Source organism: Vibrio sp. 1-Bac 57 (assembly GCF_037546855.1).
Lineage (GTDB): Bacteria > Pseudomonadota > Gammaproteobacteria > Enterobacterales > Psychromonadaceae > Psychromonas.
On record NZ_JALAAC010000010.1, the window covers coordinates 83,633 to 105,528 of the forward strand.

General features: G+C 38.5%; 17 protein-coding genes and 4 tRNA genes. 3 read left to right on the forward strand and 18 right to left on the reverse strand.

Going from position 1 to position 21,896, the window contains the following annotated elements:
- Positions 1-20: 20 nt before the first annotated feature.
- On the reverse strand, positions 21-1,442 hold the full coding sequence (gene ffh, locus MT391_RS08850) for a signal recognition particle protein (RefSeq protein WP_166372561.1): 1,422 nt from the start codon (positions 1,440-1,442) through the stop codon (positions 21-23).
- A 147-nt stretch (positions 1,443-1,589) separates the two neighbouring features.
- On the opposite strand from ffh, the gene MT391_RS08855 reads away from it, so the two are divergent.
- Positions 1,590-2,378, forward strand: coding sequence for a cytochrome C assembly family protein (locus MT391_RS08855; RefSeq protein ID WP_166372560.1), 789 nt, complete (start codon positions 1,590-1,592; stop codon positions 2,376-2,378).
- 276 nt (positions 2,379-2,654) lie between these two features.
- Here MT391_RS08855 and MT391_RS08860 read toward each other — a convergent pair whose 3' ends face one another.
- Positions 2,655-3,401 (reverse strand): endonuclease, encoded by a 747-nt coding sequence (locus tag MT391_RS08860; protein WP_499440664.1) that lies wholly within the window; start codon positions 3,399-3,401, stop codon positions 2,655-2,657.
- Positions 3,402-3,742: 341 nt separating this feature from the next.
- Between MT391_RS08860 and MT391_RS08865 the strand changes: the two genes are divergently transcribed.
- Positions 3,743-5,017, forward strand: coding sequence for an HlyC/CorC family transporter (locus MT391_RS08865; RefSeq protein WP_166372558.1), 1,275 nt, complete (start codon positions 3,743-3,745; stop codon positions 5,015-5,017).
- Between the two features lie 445 nt (positions 5,018-5,462).
- Positions 5,463-7,007, forward strand: a complete 1,545-nt coding sequence (focA, locus tag MT391_RS08870) for a formate transporter FocA (protein ID WP_499497674.1) — start codon at positions 5,463-5,465, stop codon at positions 7,005-7,007.
- Positions 7,008-7,098: 91 nt separating this feature from the next.
- Here focA and MT391_RS08875 read toward each other — a convergent pair whose 3' ends face one another.
- The 16 genes from MT391_RS08875 to MT391_RS08950 form a co-directional block, all read right to left on the reverse strand.
- Positions 7,099-8,022, reverse strand: a complete 924-nt coding sequence (locus MT391_RS08875) for a LysR substrate-binding domain-containing protein (RefSeq protein WP_499440665.1) — start codon at positions 8,020-8,022, stop codon at positions 7,099-7,101.
- Between the two features lie 131 nt (positions 8,023-8,153).
- Positions 8,154-8,663: an S-ribosylhomocysteine lyase gene (gene luxS, locus MT391_RS08880; RefSeq protein WP_166372556.1), complete on the reverse strand. Its 510-nt coding sequence runs from the start codon at positions 8,661-8,663 to the stop codon at positions 8,154-8,156.
- 75 nt (positions 8,664-8,738) lie between these two features.
- The gene (locus MT391_RS08885; RefSeq protein WP_166372555.1) at positions 8,739-9,353 is read right to left on the reverse strand and encodes a transglycosylase SLT domain-containing protein; all 615 of its coding nucleotides are present in this window, start codon (positions 9,351-9,353) and stop codon (positions 8,739-8,741) included.
- Between the two features lie 174 nt (positions 9,354-9,527).
- A complete protein-coding gene (gene gshA / locus MT391_RS08890) occupies positions 9,528-11,108 on the reverse strand; it encodes a glutamate--cysteine ligase (RefSeq protein WP_499497637.1) in 1,581 nt (526 codons plus the stop codon).
- Positions 11,109-11,258: 150 nt separating this feature from the next.
- Positions 11,259-11,672, reverse strand: coding sequence for a YqaA family protein (locus tag MT391_RS08895; protein ID WP_499440670.1), 414 nt, complete (start codon positions 11,670-11,672; stop codon positions 11,259-11,261).
- A gap of 171 nt (positions 11,673-11,843) precedes the next feature.
- A complete protein-coding gene (locus MT391_RS08900) occupies positions 11,844-12,974 on the reverse strand; it encodes a sodium ion-translocating decarboxylase subunit beta (protein WP_166372552.1) in 1,131 nt (376 codons plus the stop codon).
- Between the two features lie 10 nt (positions 12,975-12,984).
- Entirely contained in the window at positions 12,985-14,787 is a 1,803-nt protein-coding gene (gene oadA / locus MT391_RS08905; protein ID WP_499497639.1) for a sodium-extruding oxaloacetate decarboxylase subunit alpha, read from the reverse strand.
- A 32-nt stretch (positions 14,788-14,819) separates the two neighbouring features.
- A complete protein-coding gene (locus MT391_RS08910; protein WP_166372550.1) occupies positions 14,820-15,077 on the reverse strand; it encodes an OadG family transporter subunit in 258 nt (85 codons plus the stop codon).
- A gap of 512 nt (positions 15,078-15,589) precedes the next feature.
- Positions 15,590-15,666: transfer RNA gene (locus tag MT391_RS08915), tRNA-Arg, on the reverse strand.
- A gap of 78 nt (positions 15,667-15,744) precedes the next feature.
- Positions 15,745-15,821: transfer RNA gene (locus tag MT391_RS08920), tRNA-Arg, on the reverse strand.
- 65 nt (positions 15,822-15,886) lie between these two features.
- Positions 15,887-15,963 (reverse strand) — tRNA-Arg (locus tag MT391_RS08925).
- A gap of 18 nt (positions 15,964-15,981) precedes the next feature.
- Positions 15,982-16,074, reverse strand: a tRNA-Ser gene (locus MT391_RS08930).
- 175 nt (positions 16,075-16,249) lie between these two features.
- Positions 16,250-16,435: a carbon storage regulator CsrA gene (gene csrA, locus MT391_RS08935; RefSeq protein ID WP_166372549.1), complete on the reverse strand. Its 186-nt coding sequence runs from the start codon at positions 16,433-16,435 to the stop codon at positions 16,250-16,252.
- 98 nt (positions 16,436-16,533) lie between these two features.
- Positions 16,534-17,766, reverse strand: a complete 1,233-nt coding sequence (locus MT391_RS08940) for an aspartate kinase (protein ID WP_299667875.1) — start codon at positions 17,764-17,766, stop codon at positions 16,534-16,536.
- A gap of 41 nt (positions 17,767-17,807) precedes the next feature.
- Positions 17,808-20,435: an alanine--tRNA ligase gene (alaS, locus tag MT391_RS08945; RefSeq protein WP_499497641.1), complete on the reverse strand. Its 2,628-nt coding sequence runs from the start codon at positions 20,433-20,435 to the stop codon at positions 17,808-17,810.
- Positions 20,436-21,007: 572 nt separating this feature from the next.
- Positions 21,008-21,850, reverse strand: a complete 843-nt coding sequence (locus MT391_RS08950; protein ID WP_166372546.1) for a 23S rRNA (adenine(2030)-N(6))-methyltransferase RlmJ — start codon at positions 21,848-21,850, stop codon at positions 21,008-21,010.
- Positions 21,851-21,896: the final 46 nt, after the last annotated feature.

Sequence of the window (21,896 nt, forward strand, 5' to 3'; positions counted from 1 at the left end):
ACATTGCGCTTAATTATGTTTTACTTTTTACGGAAACCGCCTAAACCAGGTGGCAATCCAGCGCCTCCCATACCCGGCATACCACCGCCCATACCAGGCATCATGCCTTGCATGCTACTCATCATTTTACGCATGCCACCGCCTTTACCGGCCATTTTCTTCATCATTTTTTGCATTTGCGTAAACTGTTTAAGCAGTTTATTAACATCTTGAATTTGCGTACCAGAACCCGCGGCGATACGACGCTTACGGCCACCTTTAATAATTTCAGGCTTAGCACGTTCCTTTTTAGTCATTGAATTGATGATCGCTTCCATTTGATTGGTTGCTTTATCATTAACTTGATCTTTCATTGCATCTGGAATATTCGACATACCCGGCAATTTATCCATCATGCCCATCATGCCGCCCATGCTTTTCATCTGCACTAATTGGTCACGGAAATCTTCTAGGTCAAAACCTTTACCTTTTTGAACTTTTTTCGCTAACTTAGCTGCTTTATCTTTATCAACTTTAGTTTCAAGCTCTTCGATTAATGAAAGAACATCACCCATTCCTAAGATACGAGAAGCGATACGGTCTGGATAGAAAGGTTCTAACGCATCAATTTTTTCACCCATACCGATAAATTTAATCGGTTTACCCGTGATATGACGAATTGAAAGTGCAGCACCACCACGGGCATCACCATCAGCTTTCGTTAAGATAACACCGGTTAATGGTAAGGCTTCATTAAATGCTTGTGCCGTATTTGCCGCATCTTGGCCGGTCATTGCATCTACAACAAACAATGTCTCAATTGGATTAATCGCTGCATGTAGATCTTTAATTTCATCCATCATCTCGCCGTCAACATGCAAACGACCTGCCGTATCGACAATTACAACATCAATGAATTTCTTTTTCGCATGGGAAATAGCGGCATTAGCAATATCGATTGGTTTTTGCGTGATATCACTTGGGAAAAATTCAACATCAACTTCAGCAGCTAAGGTTTCCAACTGTTTGATCGCGGCAGGACGATAAACGTCGGCACTCACAACCAAAACTGATTTCTTTTCTTTGTTTTTTAATAATAATGATAATTTAGCAACAGAGGTGGTCTTACCCGCACCTTGTAAACCTGCCATTAATAATACTGCTGGCGGCTGGGTCGCTAAATTTAAATTTTCGTTGACTTCACCCATTGCCAATTCAAGTTCGTTTTGTACAACTTTGATAAAGGCTTGGCCTGGGTTTAAACTTTTGGCAACTTCTTGCCCAATCGCACGTTTCTTGATTGCTTTAATAAAGTCACGAACAACCGGTAAAGCTACATCGGCTTCTAACAACGCCATACGTACTTCGCGTAATGTGCCTTTAATGTTGTCTTCTGTTAATCGACCTTTACCACTGATACTTTTCAGTGACTTCGACAATCTGTCCGTTAAATTCTCAAACATGTTTATGTCTCATAGCTATAAATAATTAGGATTTTGTGTATTATACGCATTTATGCTTTTTCAAAATAGTATTAACTTCTCATCCATTCAATAAAGCTTATAATGAAGGTTATTAAAAGCCATTTTTATGAGTAAAGGCAGTAATATATGAGTCAACTGGCAACTATCAGTGTTGTATTTTATTTACTAAGTGGCTTACTTGCTAGCCGCCAATTATTTTCACCTCAAGCAAAGTTAAGCTATCAGATTATTACCTTATCAAGTGTCGCACTATTAAGCCACGCTGCTTGGTTATATGAAAACATCTTTTTAATAAATGGTCAAAATTTGCCTATTTTAAATGTTGTTTCATTGGTGAGTTTTTTAATTGCAGCGCTGTCATTGGCCATCAACAAAAAAATCAATACCGGCGTTCTGTTACCAATCGTGTATGGGTTTAATATTGTCAATTTTATCGCTGTGGTGTATTTACCAAGTCATTACATTACCCACTTGGAAGATAACCCGCAGGTTGGTTCTCATATTATTTTAGCGCTACTCGCTTATGCCATGATGGTCATTGCCAGTTTATTTGCATTGCAATTAGCCTATGTAGATTACCGATTAAAGAAACACAGATCGCCCATCGCAGGTTTGAATTTACCGCCTTTAATGACGCTTGAAAAAAGCTTATTCCAGTTTATTTTAATTGGATTTGTCCTCTTAAGTTGTACATTAGTCACCGGTTTTATGTTTTTAGATGATATGTTTGCAAGTGAAAGTGCACACAAGGCAGTGCTGACTATTGTTGCTTGGGTTATTTATGCAACCTTGCTATGGGGGCATTTCAAGAAAGGATGGCGTGGTCGTTTAGTGATCTATATTACTATTGTTGGCTCTTCAATGTTAACGCTTGCTTACTTTGGCAGTCGCTTTGTAAGAGAAATAATTCTCTGATCCTTTACTCAAAAATGTTCAGTTCTAAGTGATACCATCTTGTTATGATAAGCAGTTAAAAAAGATAAACAGTTATCAGCACTAAACAAGATGGTTTGATAAAACAGCCATTCCTTTGCTTAAAAGCAAGCCTCTACAACCCCACACCATAATATTAAAACGAGAGTATTAAAACGAAAGTATTAAAACGAGAGTATTAAAACAATTCATAAAACTCATTTCATTTAAACCGTTTCATTAAACAGTGTGTGGTTAACTAAACTTATTTGAGTTGTATTAGTTGAGTCCTGCAGCTTGGCAACTCTGTTGTACTATTTCGTTATTGTTGCCCTGTACTTTTTGAATACGTTTAGCGCGCTCACATTCCCATGCGTTAACTGGGTAGGTTTTATGCCAAGCGGTCATTAATTGACGCTGTTGACGACTCATTTTATAACTAGGATAAATAGTATCCATGTATAAATAAGCACGTGCAATCACACCTCGGCTTTGTACAGGCGGCTCTACTTTACGCTTTTCTATTTTCATTGCGCAGCTACCAAAGCTACTTTGAACATTACCTAACATTACAAAGTTATAATTGCTGCGACTCGCATTAACTGAACCAATCGCAGGATATAGATTGTACATATCAGCTTGCATATATCGGTATTCTGCATTGGTTTTTTCTGCACAACGTCGCCCTTTATAGGCTTTACCTTTACTCGTTATGCATTGTTTATCGCCACTTCGCCATTCAGTAAAATTACGTCCAAAGTTTTCCGCTGGCACAACATGTTCCCACTCAATGCGCTTTGCTCTTTTTTTGTATTTTTTACTTTCAAAGCCGGAGGTAGCAATTACATTTTTTTTGCTATCAAACTCTGCATCGCAATATAAAGTGTGGCGTTCTTGAGGTACTAAATAGATTTCTTTCTCTAATTTCTTTTTAGCACTTGAAAAGGATTGTATTTGTGTATTCTCAGCATAGGAAGGTAATGACAAAAATAGTATAGAGATAAACAGTAAAGGTTTGATAAGCATGCCCTATTATTCAAAAGGCGGCATTATCAATATTATTCAACACGCTGACAAGTGATTAATGTCATAAAATGACCATTATTGAGTTTTAATTGAGCGCATATAGAGTCTCAATAGTTACTTTACAGTTCGCTGTTCAGTAGTAGTTAGCGCTATATAGGCTGGTAAATAGCTAAGTAGGTAATTGAGGATTAGCAGAGCGAGTTTTCAATAATTCACATAATATCGTCAAAATACTTTTTTATAGGGCTTTTTAGAAAATCTACTTTGTTATATTTGCATTTCTTCGATAATATCAAGGCCATCATTTTTAATTTTTTTAAAAGCAACTATCGAGAGCACTCTTGAACGAAATACCCACAAGCGCATTATTTATTAGTTTAGCCGTTTTAATCATCATCTCAGCTTATTTCTCTAGTTCAGAAACCAGCATGATGTCTTTAAACCGTTATCGTTTACGACACTTAGCAGCAGACAAAAACAAAACTGCACTACGTGTTGAAAAACTATTAAACAAACCAGATAAATTGATCGGCTTGATATTAATTGGTAACAACTTAGTTAATATATTGGCTTCTGCGATTGCCACCATTATAGGTCAACGCATGTTTGGTGATGCAGGTATCGCTATTGCGACAGGCGTTCTGACACTAGTAATACTGATTTTTGCTGAGGTTACTCCTAAAACACTCGCGGTTTTATATCCAGAAAAAATTGCTTTCCCTAGCTCGGTCTTATTAGCACCTCTACAAAAAATATTAAGCCCATTAGTTTGGTGTATTAACGGTATTTCTAACGGTTTATTAAGAATATTTGGTATCAGTGTTCATAATCAAAGTGATAATGCATTATCAAGTGACGAATTACGCTCTGTTGTACATGAAGCAGGATCAATGATCCCTGAGCATCACCAACAAATGCTATTAAGTATTCTTGAGTTAGAAAAAGTCACTGTCGATGAAATCATGGTGCCACGTAACGAAATCGCAGCCATTGATATCAACCAAGATTGGGATACGATTTTAAAGCAGTTAAAACATCGTACCCATACTATGACCTTGTTATACCGCGACACCATTGATGATTCTATTGGTTTCTTACACGCACGTGACTCGCTATTGATCCTGTTAAAAGAAGACTTTACTAAAACCACATTGTTAAGAAGTGTACGTGAGTTGTACTTTATTCCAGAAGGTACACCACTTAATACGCAATTGATAAAGTTCCAACAAAATAAAGAACGTATGGGCTTAGTGGTGGACGAATACGGTGATATTCAAGGGTTAGTGACTCTGGCGGATATTCTAGAAGAGATAGTTGGTGACTTTACCACAACCCGAGAGCCACATAGTTCAGAAGAGATCCACAAGCAACAAGATGACAGTTATATTATTGAAGGTAGCTTAGGCATCCGTGACCTCAATAAAGAAATGGGTTGGTCTTTACCTACAGATGGGCCTCGTACTTTAAATGGTTTAATTCTTGAGCATCTTGAAACAATCCCTACCGCCAACATCAGTACACGTATATGTGGTTATCCAATGGAAATCATTGAAGTTGAAAACAATATGGTTAAATTAGTGAAAATTATTCCTCATTTATATAGTGAGGAAAATTAATAACATTAGCTCAATTAATAGCATTAGGTCATCTTGCATAATAATCATCTAATCTAGCTATTATGAGTGATGAAAAATTAGCTACTTTCTATCAAGCAAACCAATCGGTTTGCTTTTTTTTGCTCTAAATTTAGTGTTTAACAGCATTCCTCCTAACAAACTACCTCTCCACTAAGATAATCATTGCAGATGGTCTGCGCCAACTTGTAATGATTGAAGTAAGTATGTGTTCTTAATTTTTTTACAACAGCTACTAAGCATCAATATTTTTGATTCTGAGAATAAAAAATATCAAATATTCTTTAACTAAAAAGGATCGTATTGTTTTTACAACGCATCGATAGCGTTCAATTAATAAGTGTTCAATGAATAGTTGAATTCAATAGGAGATAAACAATGACGACCACTTCATATCATTTTATTGCAGGAGGCTTAGTGATTGCATATGAACCATGCCATTAACCACTTAAATACGAATACGACCCAAGCAGTAGCCAAGTCACATCCTTTAGCAGATGTCAGTAATTATGGCGTACAAAAAGCCAACAAAAGTAAACTTCATTCTTTTGGCTTATCAGTGTTTGCGGGTGTTTTTATCGCCATTGCATTTGTTTTTTACGTTACGGTAACGACCGGCAGTGATGCCTCTTCTTGGGGCCTCACACGTTTAGCGGGAGGCACTGCATTTAGTTTAGGCTTAATACTCGTAGTGGTATGTGGAGCAGAATTATTCACTAGTACCGTATTGAGTAGCGTTGCCTGGGCACAGGGTAAATTAAGTACCCTGCAGTTAATCGGTTGCTGGGTACGTGTTTACCTAGGCAACTTTGTTGGGGCGATGCTGATTTTATTACTGATTTTTGGTGCCAAAATGTACCAACTTGACGGTGGACAATGGGGTATTAATGCACTGCATCTTGCACAGCATAAAATCCACCACACCTGGCTACAAGCATTTTCCTTAGGCGTGCTATGTAACCTATTGGTGTGTTTAGGTATTTGGATGACATTTAGCAGTAAAGATATGTTAACAAAGTCATTCTTACTGATACTACCGGTTGCAATGTTTGTCAGCAGCGGTTTTGAACATAGTATCGCGAACCTATTTATGGTGCCTTTGGGTATTGTTTTACAACATACCGTACCAGCTGAGTATTTAATCTCATTGGGATATAACGCAAATAGTTTTGCTGACCTAACAGTGAGTCATTTTGTACTCAATAATTTAATCCCCGTTACCCTAGGCAATATTGTCGGAGGAGGCGTAATGGTTGGTTTAGGCTATTGGTTAATTTACCAAGATATTCCAGTTCCATTAACAAATGATGCCCCGTTACCAACAGAATCAATAACACCGACATCGATGACTCACAAATCAACATCAGACCTCGCTACGACGACTTATTTACCATCACAAGGAACACCAATTATGAACAATACCTTTTTAACTGACCTAACTGTTGCACAGTTAATGGATACAAAAGCTATCACTTTTTCAGGACAACAAACGGCAACCTCTGCTTTATTAGAGTTATCAGCACAACAAGCGCGTGGAGCAGTCGTTATTAATGAGCAAAAAGAACTACTTGGTTTTGTATCAGAGCAGGATTTATTACGTAACTGGTGGGCAAATGATTTTGAGTTAGATCAGCAGTTAAGTGTCGCTGATGTCATGCAAACTGAAGTATTAAGTGTCACTCCAGAGCAAAGTATTGCAGAGTTAATTGAATTTATGACCGTCGATAAAAGTATCTTATTCCCGGTTAGCGATTCAGGTGTTTTATTATCAAGCCAATACCTAAGTTACCATCAACGCCTTAATAAAGCGGCCGCTAAACGCCCTTCTATCTATCCAGTGATTGATAATGGTATTGTAGTGGGTACGATCACACGCCAGCATATTACTCAACATTTACTGTTACAGATGCAGTTTCAAGAAGAAGGTGTTTCTGAAATCCAACCAAACACCACATCACATCAAGCGGCTTAATAAAGACGCATAACTTAAGCTATGTAACTCAAAATGGCATAGCTTAAAATGACACTGCCGAAGGTTACATAGCAACTCAATAAAAATAGAATTAATCGGAAAAGTGATTAATTCTATTTTTTTGTATACTACGTACTAAACGCTTAGCTTCTGTAATAACACAATCTTTTAATGGGTTTTGCCCTAAATCATCTAACCAAACAAATGATAAACTACGATGCATATCTAACTCAGGAGTATTCAGTATGACTAGTTCACAACGCTCAACTTCTCTTTTTACATCTAACAGAGGTAAGCAGCCGACATAACTGCCATTTTTCACCAATTCTTTAATAACAGGGACACTTTCATATTCTTTCCACACATCAAGATGGTCAATTAAACCATGTACCGCGCTTTCAAAAATACGTCGCGTACCAGCTCCATGTTCCCTTAAAATCCAGCGGGCTTGCTCTAACTGTGCGAGGTTAACTACCTTTGAATGTGCGTAAGGGTGATGGGTGTTAGTAAAAATGACTAAATGATCATCAAAAATAGCTTCTTGCATAACACGACTATCATCATTGCGCCCTTCAATAATACCTAATTCAAATTCATGATTTAATAACCCTCGAATCACCTCTTCACTATTTTCAATGGAGAGTTCTATACGTAGTTCAGGGAAGTCACTATCGATATTACTGATTAGTTTTGGCAATAGGTGTTCAGCGGCGGTTTGGCTTGCACACAATGATAAGGTACCACTGATTAAATGCTGATCTTTTAAGCCTTGATCAATTTGTTGTGCATTTTGGATCAGTTTTCGCGCCTGCGGTCTTAACCATCTCCCCCAGTGGCTTAAGGTTAAACGGTTTCCATGGCGAATGAACAAAGGTCGGTCAAGTAAGTTTTCTAATTGTGCTAAGGACATACTCACTGCAGATTGTGTCATGCATAAGTGTTCCGCGGCACGGCTAACACTTTCATTACTCGCGATCGCGTTAAAAACTTGTAACTGCTTTAAGGTGTACTTCATGAGAGTCCATTAATGACGTTATTGAGCTCTCAATGTAAAGCATCAGTTTTTTTGATACTTGATATAAAACAATTCACTAAAAAATAAAGCAAAAAAAAGGCTGCAAAGCAGCCTTAATAGTTATCTCATATTTACAGTTGTTGTAATTGCTCTGCAGACAATGAAATATCATCATTTTTATTGATACCAACACCCGCATCTATAATTGCTTGCGCAATCTCTTTTGCTTCAGCTAATGAGTGCATTGCATAAGTACCACATTGATATTCATTTAGTTCTGGAATTTGGTTTTGGTTTTCTACATTTAACACATCTTGCATTGCCGCTAACCAAGCTTGACCCACTTGTTGTTCTGTAGGTGCACCGATTAAGCTCATGTAAAACCCTGTACGACATCCCATTGGTGAAATATCGATGATTTCAACTTGATCCCCATTGAGATGATCACGCATAAATCCCGCGTACAGATGCTCTAATGTATGAATGCCTTTTTCAGATAAAATATCTTTATTAGGCGCAGTGAAACGTAAGTCAAATACTGTAATAGTATCCTTACTTGGTGTTTGCATGGTTTTAGCAATACGTACTGCTGGCGCTTTCATAATAGTATGGTCAACGGTAAAACTATCTAATAATGGCATAGGGTGTTTCCTTATTACTTAATTAATTATCTATTTATTCATTTCAAGGATTGAGTTTAGTATTGCATCTACTAACTAGGCATAAAACAATCGCCATAACCAACTCGAATCCAAATCTTCTTGGCAACCTTTTAACTGTGTTGCATATTTTTTAGCACGTACATCCACTTTACGAGAGACTTTTACTAACCACGCTTTTTTGTTGTAACTCTTGCGTTTGTATCCTGTCCAACCCTCATGATAATTCAAATACTGGCCGTAAGCATCCCACTTCGACACACCGTTTATTTTATGCGTTTTGCTGGTGAACCAGCCCATAAAATCGATAGCATCATCAAAATCATCACGACTAGACCAGTTATTACCCGTTTCCCGTTGGTAGTCACTCCAAGTCATGTCTCTGGCTTGTGCATAACCATAGGCATCACTCGCTCGACCAATGGGTATAAACCAAAAATATTGCATCGGTGGCGCAGCATCATGTTTAAAACTACTTTCTTGATACATAATAGCAATCGGCACATGAATGGGCGTCCCCCATCGTTCTTGCATTTCTTTAGAAGCACTATACCAGTCTCGATTTTCAAAAAAAATATCACAAATATTTTCAGGATTTTTAGGAGGCGGTGTTGCACAGGCGATTAATGTGATAGGAAAAATTAAAGTGATTATTTTTTTAAATAAGTGCATAGCTTTACTTTAAACCTCTCAGTTAACCGCGAATAACGTATCGTTTTCCTATTTTATTGGCGCTAAATGAATAACATTAGAAAACAGATTAATAATAACCTAACACGTTATGCAGAGAAATTTTAACAGCACATACAAAGTACGTGCTGTTAGAGATGACCAGCTATCTGCTGTTTATACTTTTTTAGCGTTAGTAAAGTAATCGGTTAAAAAATCAGGAAAACTCAATGTGTCAGCAGCTTCAATGGCTTCACGCTTTTCAATTGAAGTTTGCTTTTGCTGTGCAAATATCTCCTCAGACCAAATAGAATAAGGTTGCTCTTGTAGCTCGACTTTATACTGTTTTGCTAAACTCAATGCTAATGTGCCATTATCACCCGTAGAATCTTTGATACGTTTTAAAATACGCGCAGAGCTGGTTTGCTCTGGGTCTTCAAAACGAGGGCTGATATGTTGCATTGCATTTTGATAGCGATTATCAACGCGCTCTTTATCTAATAACGACGCCATTTCAGACAGTTGTTGATTTAACCACTTTCCCCAACCTGCAACATCTTTAGTTTGCTCAGCGATGGTTAAAGTAAGTTCAGGTTCACGACCTCGTGTTACCATCTCATTAAAGTTATCCGCACAGGCTGCGTATTCTTCCTGTGATAACGTTGGTGATTCAACACTTGCACACCAAGTTAAAAATAGATCTAAGAAGTTCACTTGCTCTTCAGTAATACCTAATTTACAAAATGGATTAACATCTAAAGAACGAATTTCAATATACTCAATACCACGTGCTTTTAATGCTTGTGATGGCGTCTCGTTAGCTTTTTGAACACGTTTAGCACGAATAGAGGCATATAATTCGTTCTCTATTTGCAGAACATTATCATTAAGCTGAACATATTCGCCATCTTTGACCGTTCCCATCGCAGTAAACTTGGACTCTTTTTTAGATAACGCTTTACGCACGCTATCAAGGTAAGTGTTTAGGCTGTTATAGCAGATGTTTAAATCTGATTGAGAGCTATTGGTATAACCTAAATCACTCAAACGCAATGACGTTGCATAGGGTAAATAAATCGTTCCTTTACCTGTAGCTTCAAAGGGAAGTTTTGTTTCTTTACCTTGTAAGAATGATTTACAAATAGCAGGAGAAGCACCAAACAAATAAGGAATAACCCACCCATAACGTAGGTAATTTCGAATTAACCCCATATATCCAGCAGATTGAGCTGCTTGACCGGTTAACGGTGAGTCGTGCAATTCACCCCAATTATCCCAAAACGCAGCAGGCAATGAAAAGTTATAATGCACGCCAGAAATAATCTGCATCATACTGCCGTAACGGTTTTTAAGACCTTGACGATAAGTCGTTTTCATTCTGCCGATATTAGATGAACCATACTGCGCTAATTGCACATTATCTTCACTCATTACATAACAAGGCATACTCATTGGCCAAAGGTATTGCTCCTTAGGCAAGTTCACAACCACATGATGATGAATGTCATTAAGATAGTTAAACAGTTGATCTACACTAGTTGCAACCGGCGTAATAAACTCTAACAGACTCTCAGCAAAATCAGTGGTGATAGAAGTATGTGTAAGAGCGCTACCGTAAGCACTAGGGTGCCCCTCTTGAGATAGCTTACCATCCTCGTTTACACGTAACGTTTCGCGTTCAATACCACGACCGAATGCAATGAAGCTCTCAGGATGTTCGCTGAGGAAATTAATACGCTGTTGAAAATTCTTAGCCAAGTGTAAACCCCTAGGTGATTTTTTAGAGCGCTAACTCTACCACCTAAATTAGTTGAACTAAATAAGCATTTAATAGAAACAAGAAAGCAGTACTTAGAACAGCAAACAATTGATGTTTTGTTAAGCGTTTTTACTCCCTAATCAAGGGGCTTATGGAAAGATAAAGAATAAAAACATTAGGAACAAATAACGCAAACTTTTACCAATCGCGATATTAATAAAAGCAGGTCCTCTGGAAAGCTTAAGCCAGCCAGCAAATAAGCAGATCACATCACCCACAATAGGCAGCCAACTTAATAATAATGCAATATTTCCCCACTTTTGACAGAACAATAATGTTTTGGGATATTTTAAAGCCGCCTTTGCCTGTCCAAAATTAATGTAATAACCGAGTAAGTATGTGACTACTGCGCCTAAACTATTACCTATGGTTACAGCAAAAAAATATTCCCATTTTAAAGATAACTGTTGCTGCAAGTAATAAATAAACAGCACCTCAGATCCACCTGGAAATAATGTTGAAGAGATAAAACCACTGCTAAATAGCAGCCAATAATCATTCATTTCTTTTTCTTAAAGATAGCAAAGATAATTCTCTATTTTTCAGGAAAATACTCAAAAGTCTTTCTCTCCTTTTTCTTACCCTTACTTTTTAAGAATAAGTATTACTAAAGCATATAAAAAAGGCCACTAAAAAGTGGCCTCAATCAATAAGTGTAATTGTTATCAGCTTATCTAACCAACAATCGCTAATAATACACCAGCAGCAACCGCACTCCCTAATACACCGGCCACGTTAGGGCCCATTGCATGCATTAATAAGAAGTTATGTGGATTTGCTTCTAATCCAACTTTGTTAGCAACACGCGCGGCCATCGGTACCGCAGAGACTCCGGCAGCACCAATCAAAGGGTTGATTGGACTTTTCGAGAAACGTCCCATTGCTTTAGCCATCAATACACCAGAGGCAGTACCAATCGAGAAAGCAATCGCACCTAATCCTAAAATACCCAATGTTTCTAAGTTCAAGAACTTGTCTGCAGATAGTTTAGAACCAACGCCTAAGCCTAAGAAAATCGTAACAATATTAATCAATTCATTTTGTGCAGTTGAACTTAAACGGTCAACAACACCAGACTCTCGCATCAAATTACCTAAACAGAACATACCAACCAATGGCGTGGCAGCAGGTAAAAATAAGATAGTCATGAATAACACCGCTAACGGAAAGATAATTTTTTCTTTCTTACTAACTGGGCGTAACTGTTCCATTTTAATTTGACGCTCTTCAGGCGTTGTTAAAGCACGCATGATCGGCGGTTGAATAATAGGAACCAATGCCATATATGAGTAAGCAGCAACCGCTATTGCACCAAGTAAGTCAGGAGCAAGTTTAGAGGCTAAGAAAATAGCCGTCGGCCCATCTGCTCCACCTATAATGGCAATCGCAGAAGCATCTGCAAGCGTGAATTCAAAACCAGGTACTAAGTTTAATAAAATAGCGCCAAATAACGTCGCAAAAATACCAAACTGAGCAGCTGCACCTAAAAATAAGGTTTTAGGATTAGCAATCAAGGCACCAAAGTCGGTTAATGCTCCTACCCCCATGAAGATAATTAACGGGAATACACCCGTTTCAATACCAATATGGTAGATGTAATAAAGCATGCCACCTTCATCATTAAAACCTGCATTAGGAATATTCGCTAAAATAGCGCCAAAACCAATCGGTAGTAATAATAAGGGCTCAAACTTACGTGCGATCGCTAAATACAATAGCAAACCACCAACGGCCATCATCACTAATTCAGGCCACTGGAAATTTGCAATTCCCGTATCGGCCCATAGTGTCATTAATCCATTCACGTTATCTTCCTTAACCTATTACAAACAGTGAGTCACCGACATTCACAGCATCGCCTTCTCTGATGTTAACGGCTTGCACTGTACCTGATTTTGGAGCACGAATTTCAGTTTCCATCTTCATCGCTTCCATAATCACCAGTACATCACCTTCGTCGACGTGATCACCCTTGTTTACGAGTACTTTAAAGATATTACCCGCTAAAGGTGCCGGTACATCCTCACCTTCGGCGTCAGCAGCTGGTGCAGCAGCTGACGACGCAACTGTTGTGTTCACCTGTGCAGCATTGGCTTTAACTGGAGAAATACCATCGATACTACCTTCTGGACCAACTTGTACGTTAAATAGTTGTCCATCAACCGAAACCGAGTAAGACTCTGGCGCATTTTTAGCTTTAGCAGGAGTGTTAGCAACTTTCATATCATCAGCACTTGGTACAGGCTCAAATGCATCTGGGTTGTTGCGGTTTTCTAAGAATTTAAGTCCGATTTCAGGGAACAACGCATAAATAAGCGCGTCATCAATCTCATTATCAGCAACTTTAACGCCTTTTTCAGCAGCTAGCTTTTTGAACTCAGCTTCGATCGATGCCATTTCTGGTTTAATATTATCCGCTGGACGACAAGTAATTGCTGTCGCGCCATCTAATACTTTAGCTTGTAATTCAGCATTAACAGGTGCCGGAGTTGCGCCATATTCACCTTTTAATACACCCGCCGTTTCTTTAGTGATATTTTTATAACGCTCACCCATCAATACATTGATCACGGCTTGTGTACCAACAATTTGAGAAGTAGGCGTTACCAATGGAATTAAACCAAGATCTTCACGAACACAGGTAATTTCTTTTAATACTTCATCCATCTTATCTGCAGCACCCTGCTGTTTAAGTTGGCTTTCCATATTAGTTAACATACCGCCCGGTACTTGTGCTATCAAAATACGTGGATCAACACCTTTCAATTCGCCTTCAAATTTCACATATTTTTTACGCACTTCGCGGAAGTAAGCAGAAATATCTTCTAATTGATGTAAGTCCAACCCAGTATCACGCGGCGTTCCCTCTACAATAGAAACTAATGTCTCCGTTGGTGAATGACCGTAGGTCATACTCATTGAAGAGATAGCGCTATCAATAATATCAACACCAGCATCAATCGCTTTTTGTTGAGTCGCTAAACTAAGACCGGTTGTTGCATGACAATGCAAGGCTAATGGGATATTGGTGCAAGCTTTAATTTTTGTGACTAACTCTTCTGCAACATAAGGTTTTAATAGACCCGCCATATCTTTAATACAGATAGAGTGAGCCCCCATGTCTTCAAGACGTTTCGCCATATCAACCCAACCATCAATGGTATGGACTGGACTAGTAGTGTAAGAAAGAGCACCTTGAGCATGAGCACCCACTTCAACGGCAGACTTAATCGCCGTCTCAAAATTACGCACGTCATTCATTGCATCGAAAATACGAAATACGTCTACGCCATTAGTGTGTGCACGTTCAACAAACTTCTGGACCACATCATCAGCATAATGACGGTAGCCTAATAGGTTTTGACCTCTTAACAGCATTTGTTGTGGTGTATTTGGCATCGCCGCTTTTAAAGCGCGAATACGATCCCAAGGATCTTCACCTAGATAACGAATACATGAATCGAAAGTAGCACCACCCCAAGTCTCTAAAGACCAATAGCCTACTTTATCTAATTTCTCTGCGATTGGTAACATATCGTCAATACGCATACGTGTTGCAAATAATGATTGGTGTGCATCACGTAAAACAACTTCGGTGATTGCGAGAGGCTTAGACATATTCACTTGCTCCTTTATTGATTCTTTGTCCATTAAACTGTTCGTGCTTTGCGGTATTGTTGCACTGCACTAGTGATTGCAGCGATTACCTGAGGGCTTACTTGTGTTTGACTTGCAGCTTGAGTAGCGACGGGTGCTTTACGCTTAGCTGAAATAACAGGTTTGTCTGCAGGAATATATTTAGCCATTAGATTTATACAAATAAATAATAAACCTAAAAACATATAAACAAATGCCATGCCGAGACCCAATAGCATAAATGCAGTAACTAAAGATCCTGTAATATCCATAAATGTACCCTTTCCTTTTCTAGATACACACTGAAACAGCCATTCAACAGATTAAAAATGAATATTTATTCAAATCTAATAAATATTTAATATGCTGCCAACAGTGGGTATTGAATACTTATCACGATTAAATCCATGTAAATAATAAACATCAACCACCAGAATACTTGATTTAATACGCGTTGAACATATGTATTTTCAGTAAAATAGTGTTTCACAGGGGCTTATTATAGTGGTTTTGGCTAAAAAATGAAAGCAATGGAATTTGACTCAACTTCCATAGTTTGCATTTAACAAAAAATAGTCTAATAAAGATGAAAGCAAGGGAGGTCTAAATCACTATTTAGAAATAAAACAAACTGACTATTTATGCATAATTATGAAGAAAACATGCATTTTTAAAGAAAAAATAAGCATAAAAAAATAAATATAGTCATTTATTATGATTAAATATTCAAATGGACTTGAATTTATAGGGAATAGATAAAATTATATATGGAAATATAAAGAAATGGTGCGGGTGAAGGGATTCGAACCCCTGACCGCCTGGTTCGTAGCCAGGTACTCTATCCAGCTGAGCTACACCCGCATGGTGCTTAATATTATTGGGAATAATATTAATAAGCTCTAAAAACAAAAAAACTTACTTTCGTAAGCTTGTAAAGAATGGTGCGGGTGAAGGGATTCGAACCCCTGACCGCCTGGTTCGTAGCCAGGTACTCTATCCAGCTGAGCTACACCCGCCGCGATATTCTTTATGTTTTTATTTCAATTCTTAAGCTCACCGTCTTTTCGTGCAAATAGAAAGATGGTGCGGGTGAAGGGATTCGAACCCCTGACCGCCTGGTTCGTAGCCAGGTACTCTATCCAGCTGAGCTACACCCGCTTTAAGAATCTACAAGAATGGCGGTGGAGGAGGGATTCGAACCCTCGAACAGGCTATAAACCCGTTACTCCCTTAGCAGGGGAGCGCCTTCGGCCACTCGGCCACCCCACCGTCGTCTTGTTGGCGCACATATTACTGTCTTCTGAAAACAAGTCAAACCTTTTTAGCATAATAATTTACTGCTTGCTTGGTAATTAAACAAACTGCTTGTTTTTTATCTATTATGGTTGAATTTTAGACATAAAAAAAGAGCAATTAAGCTCTTCTTTAAATAACAATTCACTGTCTACTGTGAACTGGCTGCGTTCTTTTCTGCTTGAATACGCATATAAATCTCTTCACGATGCACTGACACATCTTTTGGCGCATTAACACCGACACGTACTTGGTTACCTTTAACACCTAAAACAGTAACGGTCACGTTGTCACCAATCATAAGAGTTTCGCCTACACGGCGCGTTAAAATTAGCATATCCTGCTCCTAAATTATTTTTATTTCATTTCCGTTAACATGAGTATGGCTCACTAAGCACTAAATTCATCTTTTATTTAGTGCCCAGTTCACAATTTCTATTTTTCTTGCTTTGGTTCAGACTCTAGTTCAAATGCTTTATGCAATGCGCGTACAGCCAATTCTAAGTACTTACTATCTACTAACACTGAAATTTTAATCTCAGAAGTAGCAATTTGGTGCATGTTGATCCCTTCTTCACCTAAGGTTTCAAACATTTTTTGTGCCACACCAGGGTGATTCCACATACCCACACCCACAATAGACACTTTAGCAATCTCGTTATTACCTTGTACTGAGTCAGCATTCAACTTAGTACAAACAACTTCTAACAATTTAGTTGCTTCAACATAATCATCACGATGTACAGTAAACGTAAAATCAGTTTTACCATCACCTAATGTATTTTGCACAATCATATCAACGTCGATATTAGCGGCACCAATAGGGGAAAGTATTTGCGCTGCAACAGTCGGTTGATCAGGAACACCTGATAACGTTAGACGCGCTTCGTCACGATTAAATGCGATGCCAGAGATAACAGGAGATTCCATTTTATTTTCCTCATAACTAATTAACGTACCACCACCATCTTTAAAACTAGAAAGTACACGTAGTGGCACGTTGTATTTCCCTGCAAATTCAACAGAACGAATTTGTAACACTTTTGCGCCTAAGCTAGCCATCTCTAACATCTCTTCAAAAGTAATGCTATCAAGACGACGAGCATTAGGCTCAACGCGTGGATCTGTTGTATAAACACCGTCAACGTCGGTGTAGATTTGGCACTCGTCCGCTTTTAATGCAGCAGCAATCGCTACGGCAGAGGTATCACTGCCACCACGTCCAAGCGTAGTAATGTTATTATCTTCACTGCGGCCTTGAAAGCCAGCGACAACAACAATACGACCTTGCTTTAAGTGTTTTTGTAGGTTTTCAGTTTCGACATCTAATATACGAGCCTTAGAATGGCTGCGATCGGTTTTCAATCGAATTTGATCACCGGTCATGGAAACGGCATCAACACCTAAGTTATGCAACGCCATCGACAATAATGCGATCGTGGTTTGCTCGCCGGTTGTTAATAATACATCCATTTCACGTGCACTTGGTTTCTCAATAAATTCTTTCGCTAAAGCAATTAAACGATTGGTTTCACCAGACATTGCGGATAAAACAACCACAACATCATGGCCCGCTTCTTTTGTAGCTTTTACTTTGTCAGCCACTGCTTTGATTCGCTCCACAGTGCCAACGGAAGTACCGCCATATTTTTGAACTATTAGTGCCATCTTTATTCCTTGCTATACAGTTGGGTATAGACTCTTAATTATTATAAACGTTCAATTAACCAAGGTTCTACTAGTGCCAGTGCATCTTTTAATGCAGCAGGATTATTTCCTCCAGCCATCGCCATATCAGGGCGACCGCCACCTTTACCACCAACAGGAATGGCAACAACATTAACCAACTCACCCGCTTTGACTTTGTTAGTTAAATCTTTAGTCACACCTGCAATCAAGCTAACTTTGTCATCACCGACTGTTGTCGCTAACACCACGATGCCTGATTGTAGTTTGTTTTTCATTTCGTCAACACTGTCGCGTAATGTTTTAGGGTCAATACCTTCCATATAAGCAACAACAACTTTAACGCCATTGATATCAATTGCTTGCTCAGTCAGATTTGAGCCCGCTTCACTTGCTACTTTAGCTTTAAGTTGTGCTAATTCTTTCTCAAGCACTTTATTACGGTCCAGTGTTTGTAGAATTTTTTCACCTAGAGTGAATGAATCGCCTTTGACTAAATCACAGGCTTTGTTGAATTGCTCACGCAGGTTTTGCAATACATTGCCAGCAGCATCACCCGCAGCTGCTTCAATACGACGAACTCCTGCAGCAGTTCCTGCTTCAGAAGTAATGATAAATAACCCCATATCGCCCGTACGTTGTACATGCGTACCACCGCATAATTCAGTAGAGAAATCGCCCATTTGTACAACACGTACCATATCGCCATATTTCTCACCAAATAATGCCATTGCACCTTGGTTCTTAGCTTCTTCGATATCCATCAATTTAGTCACAACTTCATAGTTGTTACGAATTGCTTGGTTAACAATGTATGTCACTTTATTAAGTGCTTCAGCAGATACTGCCTCAAAATGAGAGAAATCAAAGCGTAGTTTATCAGCATCACATAACGACCCTTTTTGAGTCACATGCTCACCTAACGTTTGACGTAACGCTTCATGTAGTAAATGCGTTGCAGAATGGTGTAATGCAATTGATTTACGACGTTCAGCATCGACTTCAGCTTCAACAGACTCATTCGCTTTGATAGAGCCCATACTCACATAACCAATATGTAAGAAAGCATCAGCAGATTTTTTAGTATCAGTTACAACAAAAATACCATTGCTCAACTTAAGCACACCTGCATCACCAACTTGACCACCTGACTCCGCATAAAATGGTGTTTCAGCTAGTACTATTTGTGCGTTATCACCTTCTACTAAACTATCAACAAACTGACCTTCTTTGATCAAGGCTGTCACGGTAGAAGTGCCTGTTAGCGTTTGGTAACCAATAAACTCAGTTTTGTCTTCAATTTTTAATATGTCGTTATAATCTTTACCGAAGTTATTTGCTGCTTGAGCACGTTTACGTTGCTCAGCCATTGCAGAGTCAAACCCATCTTGGTCGATAGTTAGCTCTCGCTCACGCGCAATATCTGCGGTTAAATCAGCAGGGAAACCATAAGTATCGTAAAGTTTGAAAACAACATCACCAGGAATAATAGATCCCTGTAAAGCATCTAATTCATTATCTAGAATTTGTAAACCACGCTCTAGTGTTTTACCAAACTGCTCTTCCTCTAAACGTAAGATCTTTTCAACGAACTCTTGTTGCTGACCTAGTTCAGGGTAAGCATCGCCCATCTGTTTAACTAGCTCTTCATAAATACGGTAAAAGAATACTTCTTTCGCACCTAATTTATGACCGTGGCGAACTGCGCGACGAATAATACGACGTAATACATAACCACGTCCTTCGTTAGACGGCATCACACCATCGCAGATCAAGAAACCACATGAACGAATATGGTCGGCAACAACACGTAATGATTTATCTTGTAAATCTTCTGCGCCGGTTACATCCGCTACTTTTTGGATCAAGCCTTGGAATAGGTCGATATCATAGTTTGAATGACCGTTTTGAATAATCGCAGAGATACGCTCTAAGCCCATACCCGTATCAATAGATGGATTAGGTAGGTTTTCCATTGTACCGTCAGCACTGCGGTTAAATTGCATGAAAACGATATTCCAGATTTCAATGAAACGGTCGCCATCTTCTTCAGGAGTTCCTGGAGGACCACCCCAAATGTGTTCACCGTGATCGTAGAAAATTTCAGAACATGGACCACAAGGTCCAGTATCGCCCATTGACCAAAAGTTATCAGACTCGTATTTTTTATCAGGTGATTTATCACCAATACGAATGATTTTATCTTCTGGTACACCGATTTTATTCGCCCATAATGAAAATGCTTCGTCATCACTTTCATAAACAGTAACAAGTAACTTTTCTTTTGGTATTTTCAAAACGTCAGTTAAGTATTCCCACGCAAAACCAATGGCATCTTCTTTAAAGTAATCACCAAAACTAAAGTTACCCAACATTTCAAAAAAAGTATGGTGACGAGCAGTGTAACCAACGTTATCTAGATCGTTGTGTTTACCACCAGCACGAACACAGCGTTGGCTTGACGTTGCGCGAGTATAAGCTCTTTTTTCAGTGCCTAAAAAGGTATCTTTAAATTGATTCATACCTGCATTAGTAAATAACAAAGTAGGGTCATTATCAGGGACGAGAGAACTACTGCTCACGGTTTGATGCCCTTTCTTACCAAAGAAATCCATAAATCCTTGGCGAATATCAGCGGTCGATTTAGTCATGACTTATTCCATGTAAAAGTGTCAATTTAGGTATTCTTAAAAAAGTGAGTCTTTAAGGGCTAAATAGATGAAAAAAATAAATGGAGGCTAATATATCATGCTGATGGTGTGGGTGAAAGTAGGGATAAATAGAGTGTTGACAATAATTTAGTCATTAATATACCCGTTCCGAATAAGCAAACCTGCGAACTTGCCGTTTATAGGATTTAGATTATACCTGCACGGCTCTTTTTTCATTAAAGTAAGCTTCAAACAAGCTTATTTATCAACATCAGAGCAATCATTTCTATCAATGTTAATGAAAAGATAAAACATTGCTTTTAATAGGTTTTTAATAAGAAAGATTTGTAGGTTATCGAAGGATTATCTAACACTATAGAGAAAGAGCCGCTATTTTTTGATGCTATCGCAGGGTGATAGAGGTATCGATGACTCGTTACAGCCTCAGTACCCCAAATATAGAACTTTATTATAATTATTTACGGCGCAAATAAATGCAGGTAAAAAATAACTTTGAATAATTTAATTTAAAGCTCAAAAGTATTGGTTACCCATCGATAACCAATAAGTGCTTACTCAGCGACTAACGTTTCAATACGGTAAAAACCTTCACCGTTAATACCTAGTGTTTCCGCTAAAAACGGTAAACTATGTTGCATCTCTTTTTGTAACGTCCAAGGTGGATTAATTACAATCATGCCACTAGAGGTCATGCCTCTCTCTTCTTTATCCGCTTCAATCGCCAATTCATAGAGTTGAATATTTTGAATACCTGACGCTTTTAAGGATCTTTCCATTTTTGAAATTAATTGTCGCTTCACTACAGGGTACCATAATGCATAAGTCCCCGTTGCAAAACGACGATGTGCAGCAATTAGCTTTTCAACCACTTCATCATATTCGGTTTTAATCTCATAGGAAGGATCAATTAATACTAAACCACGGCGTTCCTTAGGTGGCATATTAGCAATTAACCCTTGTAAACCATCGCTATTCGCCATTTTAATGCTGCGATCGCCAGAGAAGTTACCGCGCATATTAGTAAACTCATTCGGATGTAATTCAAATAAGAACATACGATCTTCATCACGACGCATTTGGTTACAAATCATCGGAGAACCAGGATAAGACAATAACGCCCCTTCCCCATTAAATGCTTTCACTTGATCTAAATAACGTGCCACAGGAACTGGTAAATTAGTTAAGTTCCACAATGCACCGATACCATTATTAAACTCACCGGTTTTTAACGATTGCGCAGAGTCTAATTGATAAGCGCCACAACCAGAGTGTGTATCTAAATAACAAAAAGCTTTGTCTTTTTGTAATAAGTAATCAAGGATAGAAGTTAATACAGTATGCTTTAAAACATCTGCAAAATTCCCAGCATGGTATGAATGGCGATAACTCAGCACAAAAACTCCAAAAAAATAAAAAAATGACTGCCATAGTATAAAGAGT

Excerpts from the sequence above, each read along its gene's own strand:
- MT391_RS08855 (WP_166372560.1), top strand. The coding sequence starts at position 1,590 with ATGAGTCAACTGGCAACTATCAGTGTTGTATTTTATTTACTAAGTGGC.
- focA (WP_499497674.1), top strand. The coding sequence starts at position 5,463 with ATGAACCATGCCATTAACCACTTAAATACGAATACGACCCAAGCAGTA.
- csrA (WP_166372549.1), bottom strand. The coding sequence starts at position 16,435 with ATGCTAATTTTAACGCGCCGTGTAGGCGAAACTCTTATGATTGGTGAC.
- MT391_RS08895 (WP_499440670.1), bottom strand. The coding sequence starts at position 11,672 with ATGAATGATTATTGGCTGCTATTTAGCAGTGGTTTTATCTCTTCAACA.
- MT391_RS08860 (WP_499440664.1), bottom strand. The coding sequence starts at position 3,401 with ATGCTTATCAAACCTTTACTGTTTATCTCTATACTATTTTTGTCATTA.
- MT391_RS08940 (WP_299667875.1), bottom strand. The coding sequence starts at position 17,766 with ATGGCACTAATAGTTCAAAAATATGGCGGTACTTCCGTTGGCACTGTG.
- MT391_RS08875 (WP_499440665.1), bottom strand. The coding sequence starts at position 8,022 with ATGAAGTACACCTTAAAGCAGTTACAAGTTTTTAACGCGATCGCGAGT.
- oadA (WP_499497639.1), bottom strand. The coding sequence starts at position 14,787 with ATGTCTAAGCCTCTCGCAATCACCGAAGTTGTTTTACGTGATGCACAC.
- MT391_RS08885 (WP_166372555.1), bottom strand. The coding sequence starts at position 9,353 with ATGCACTTATTTAAAAAAATAATCACTTTAATTTTTCCTATCACATTA.
- MT391_RS08910 (WP_166372550.1), bottom strand. The coding sequence starts at position 15,077 with ATGGATATTACAGGATCTTTAGTTACTGCATTTATGCTATTGGGTCTC.
- luxS (WP_166372556.1), bottom strand. The coding sequence starts at position 8,663 with ATGCCATTATTAGATAGTTTTACCGTTGACCATACTATTATGAAAGCG.
- ffh (WP_166372561.1), bottom strand. The coding sequence starts at position 1,442 with ATGTTTGAGAATTTAACGGACAGATTGTCGAAGTCACTGAAAAGTATC.
- alaS (WP_499497641.1), bottom strand. The coding sequence starts at position 20,435 with ATGACTAAATCGACCGCTGATATTCGCCAAGGATTTATGGATTTCTTT.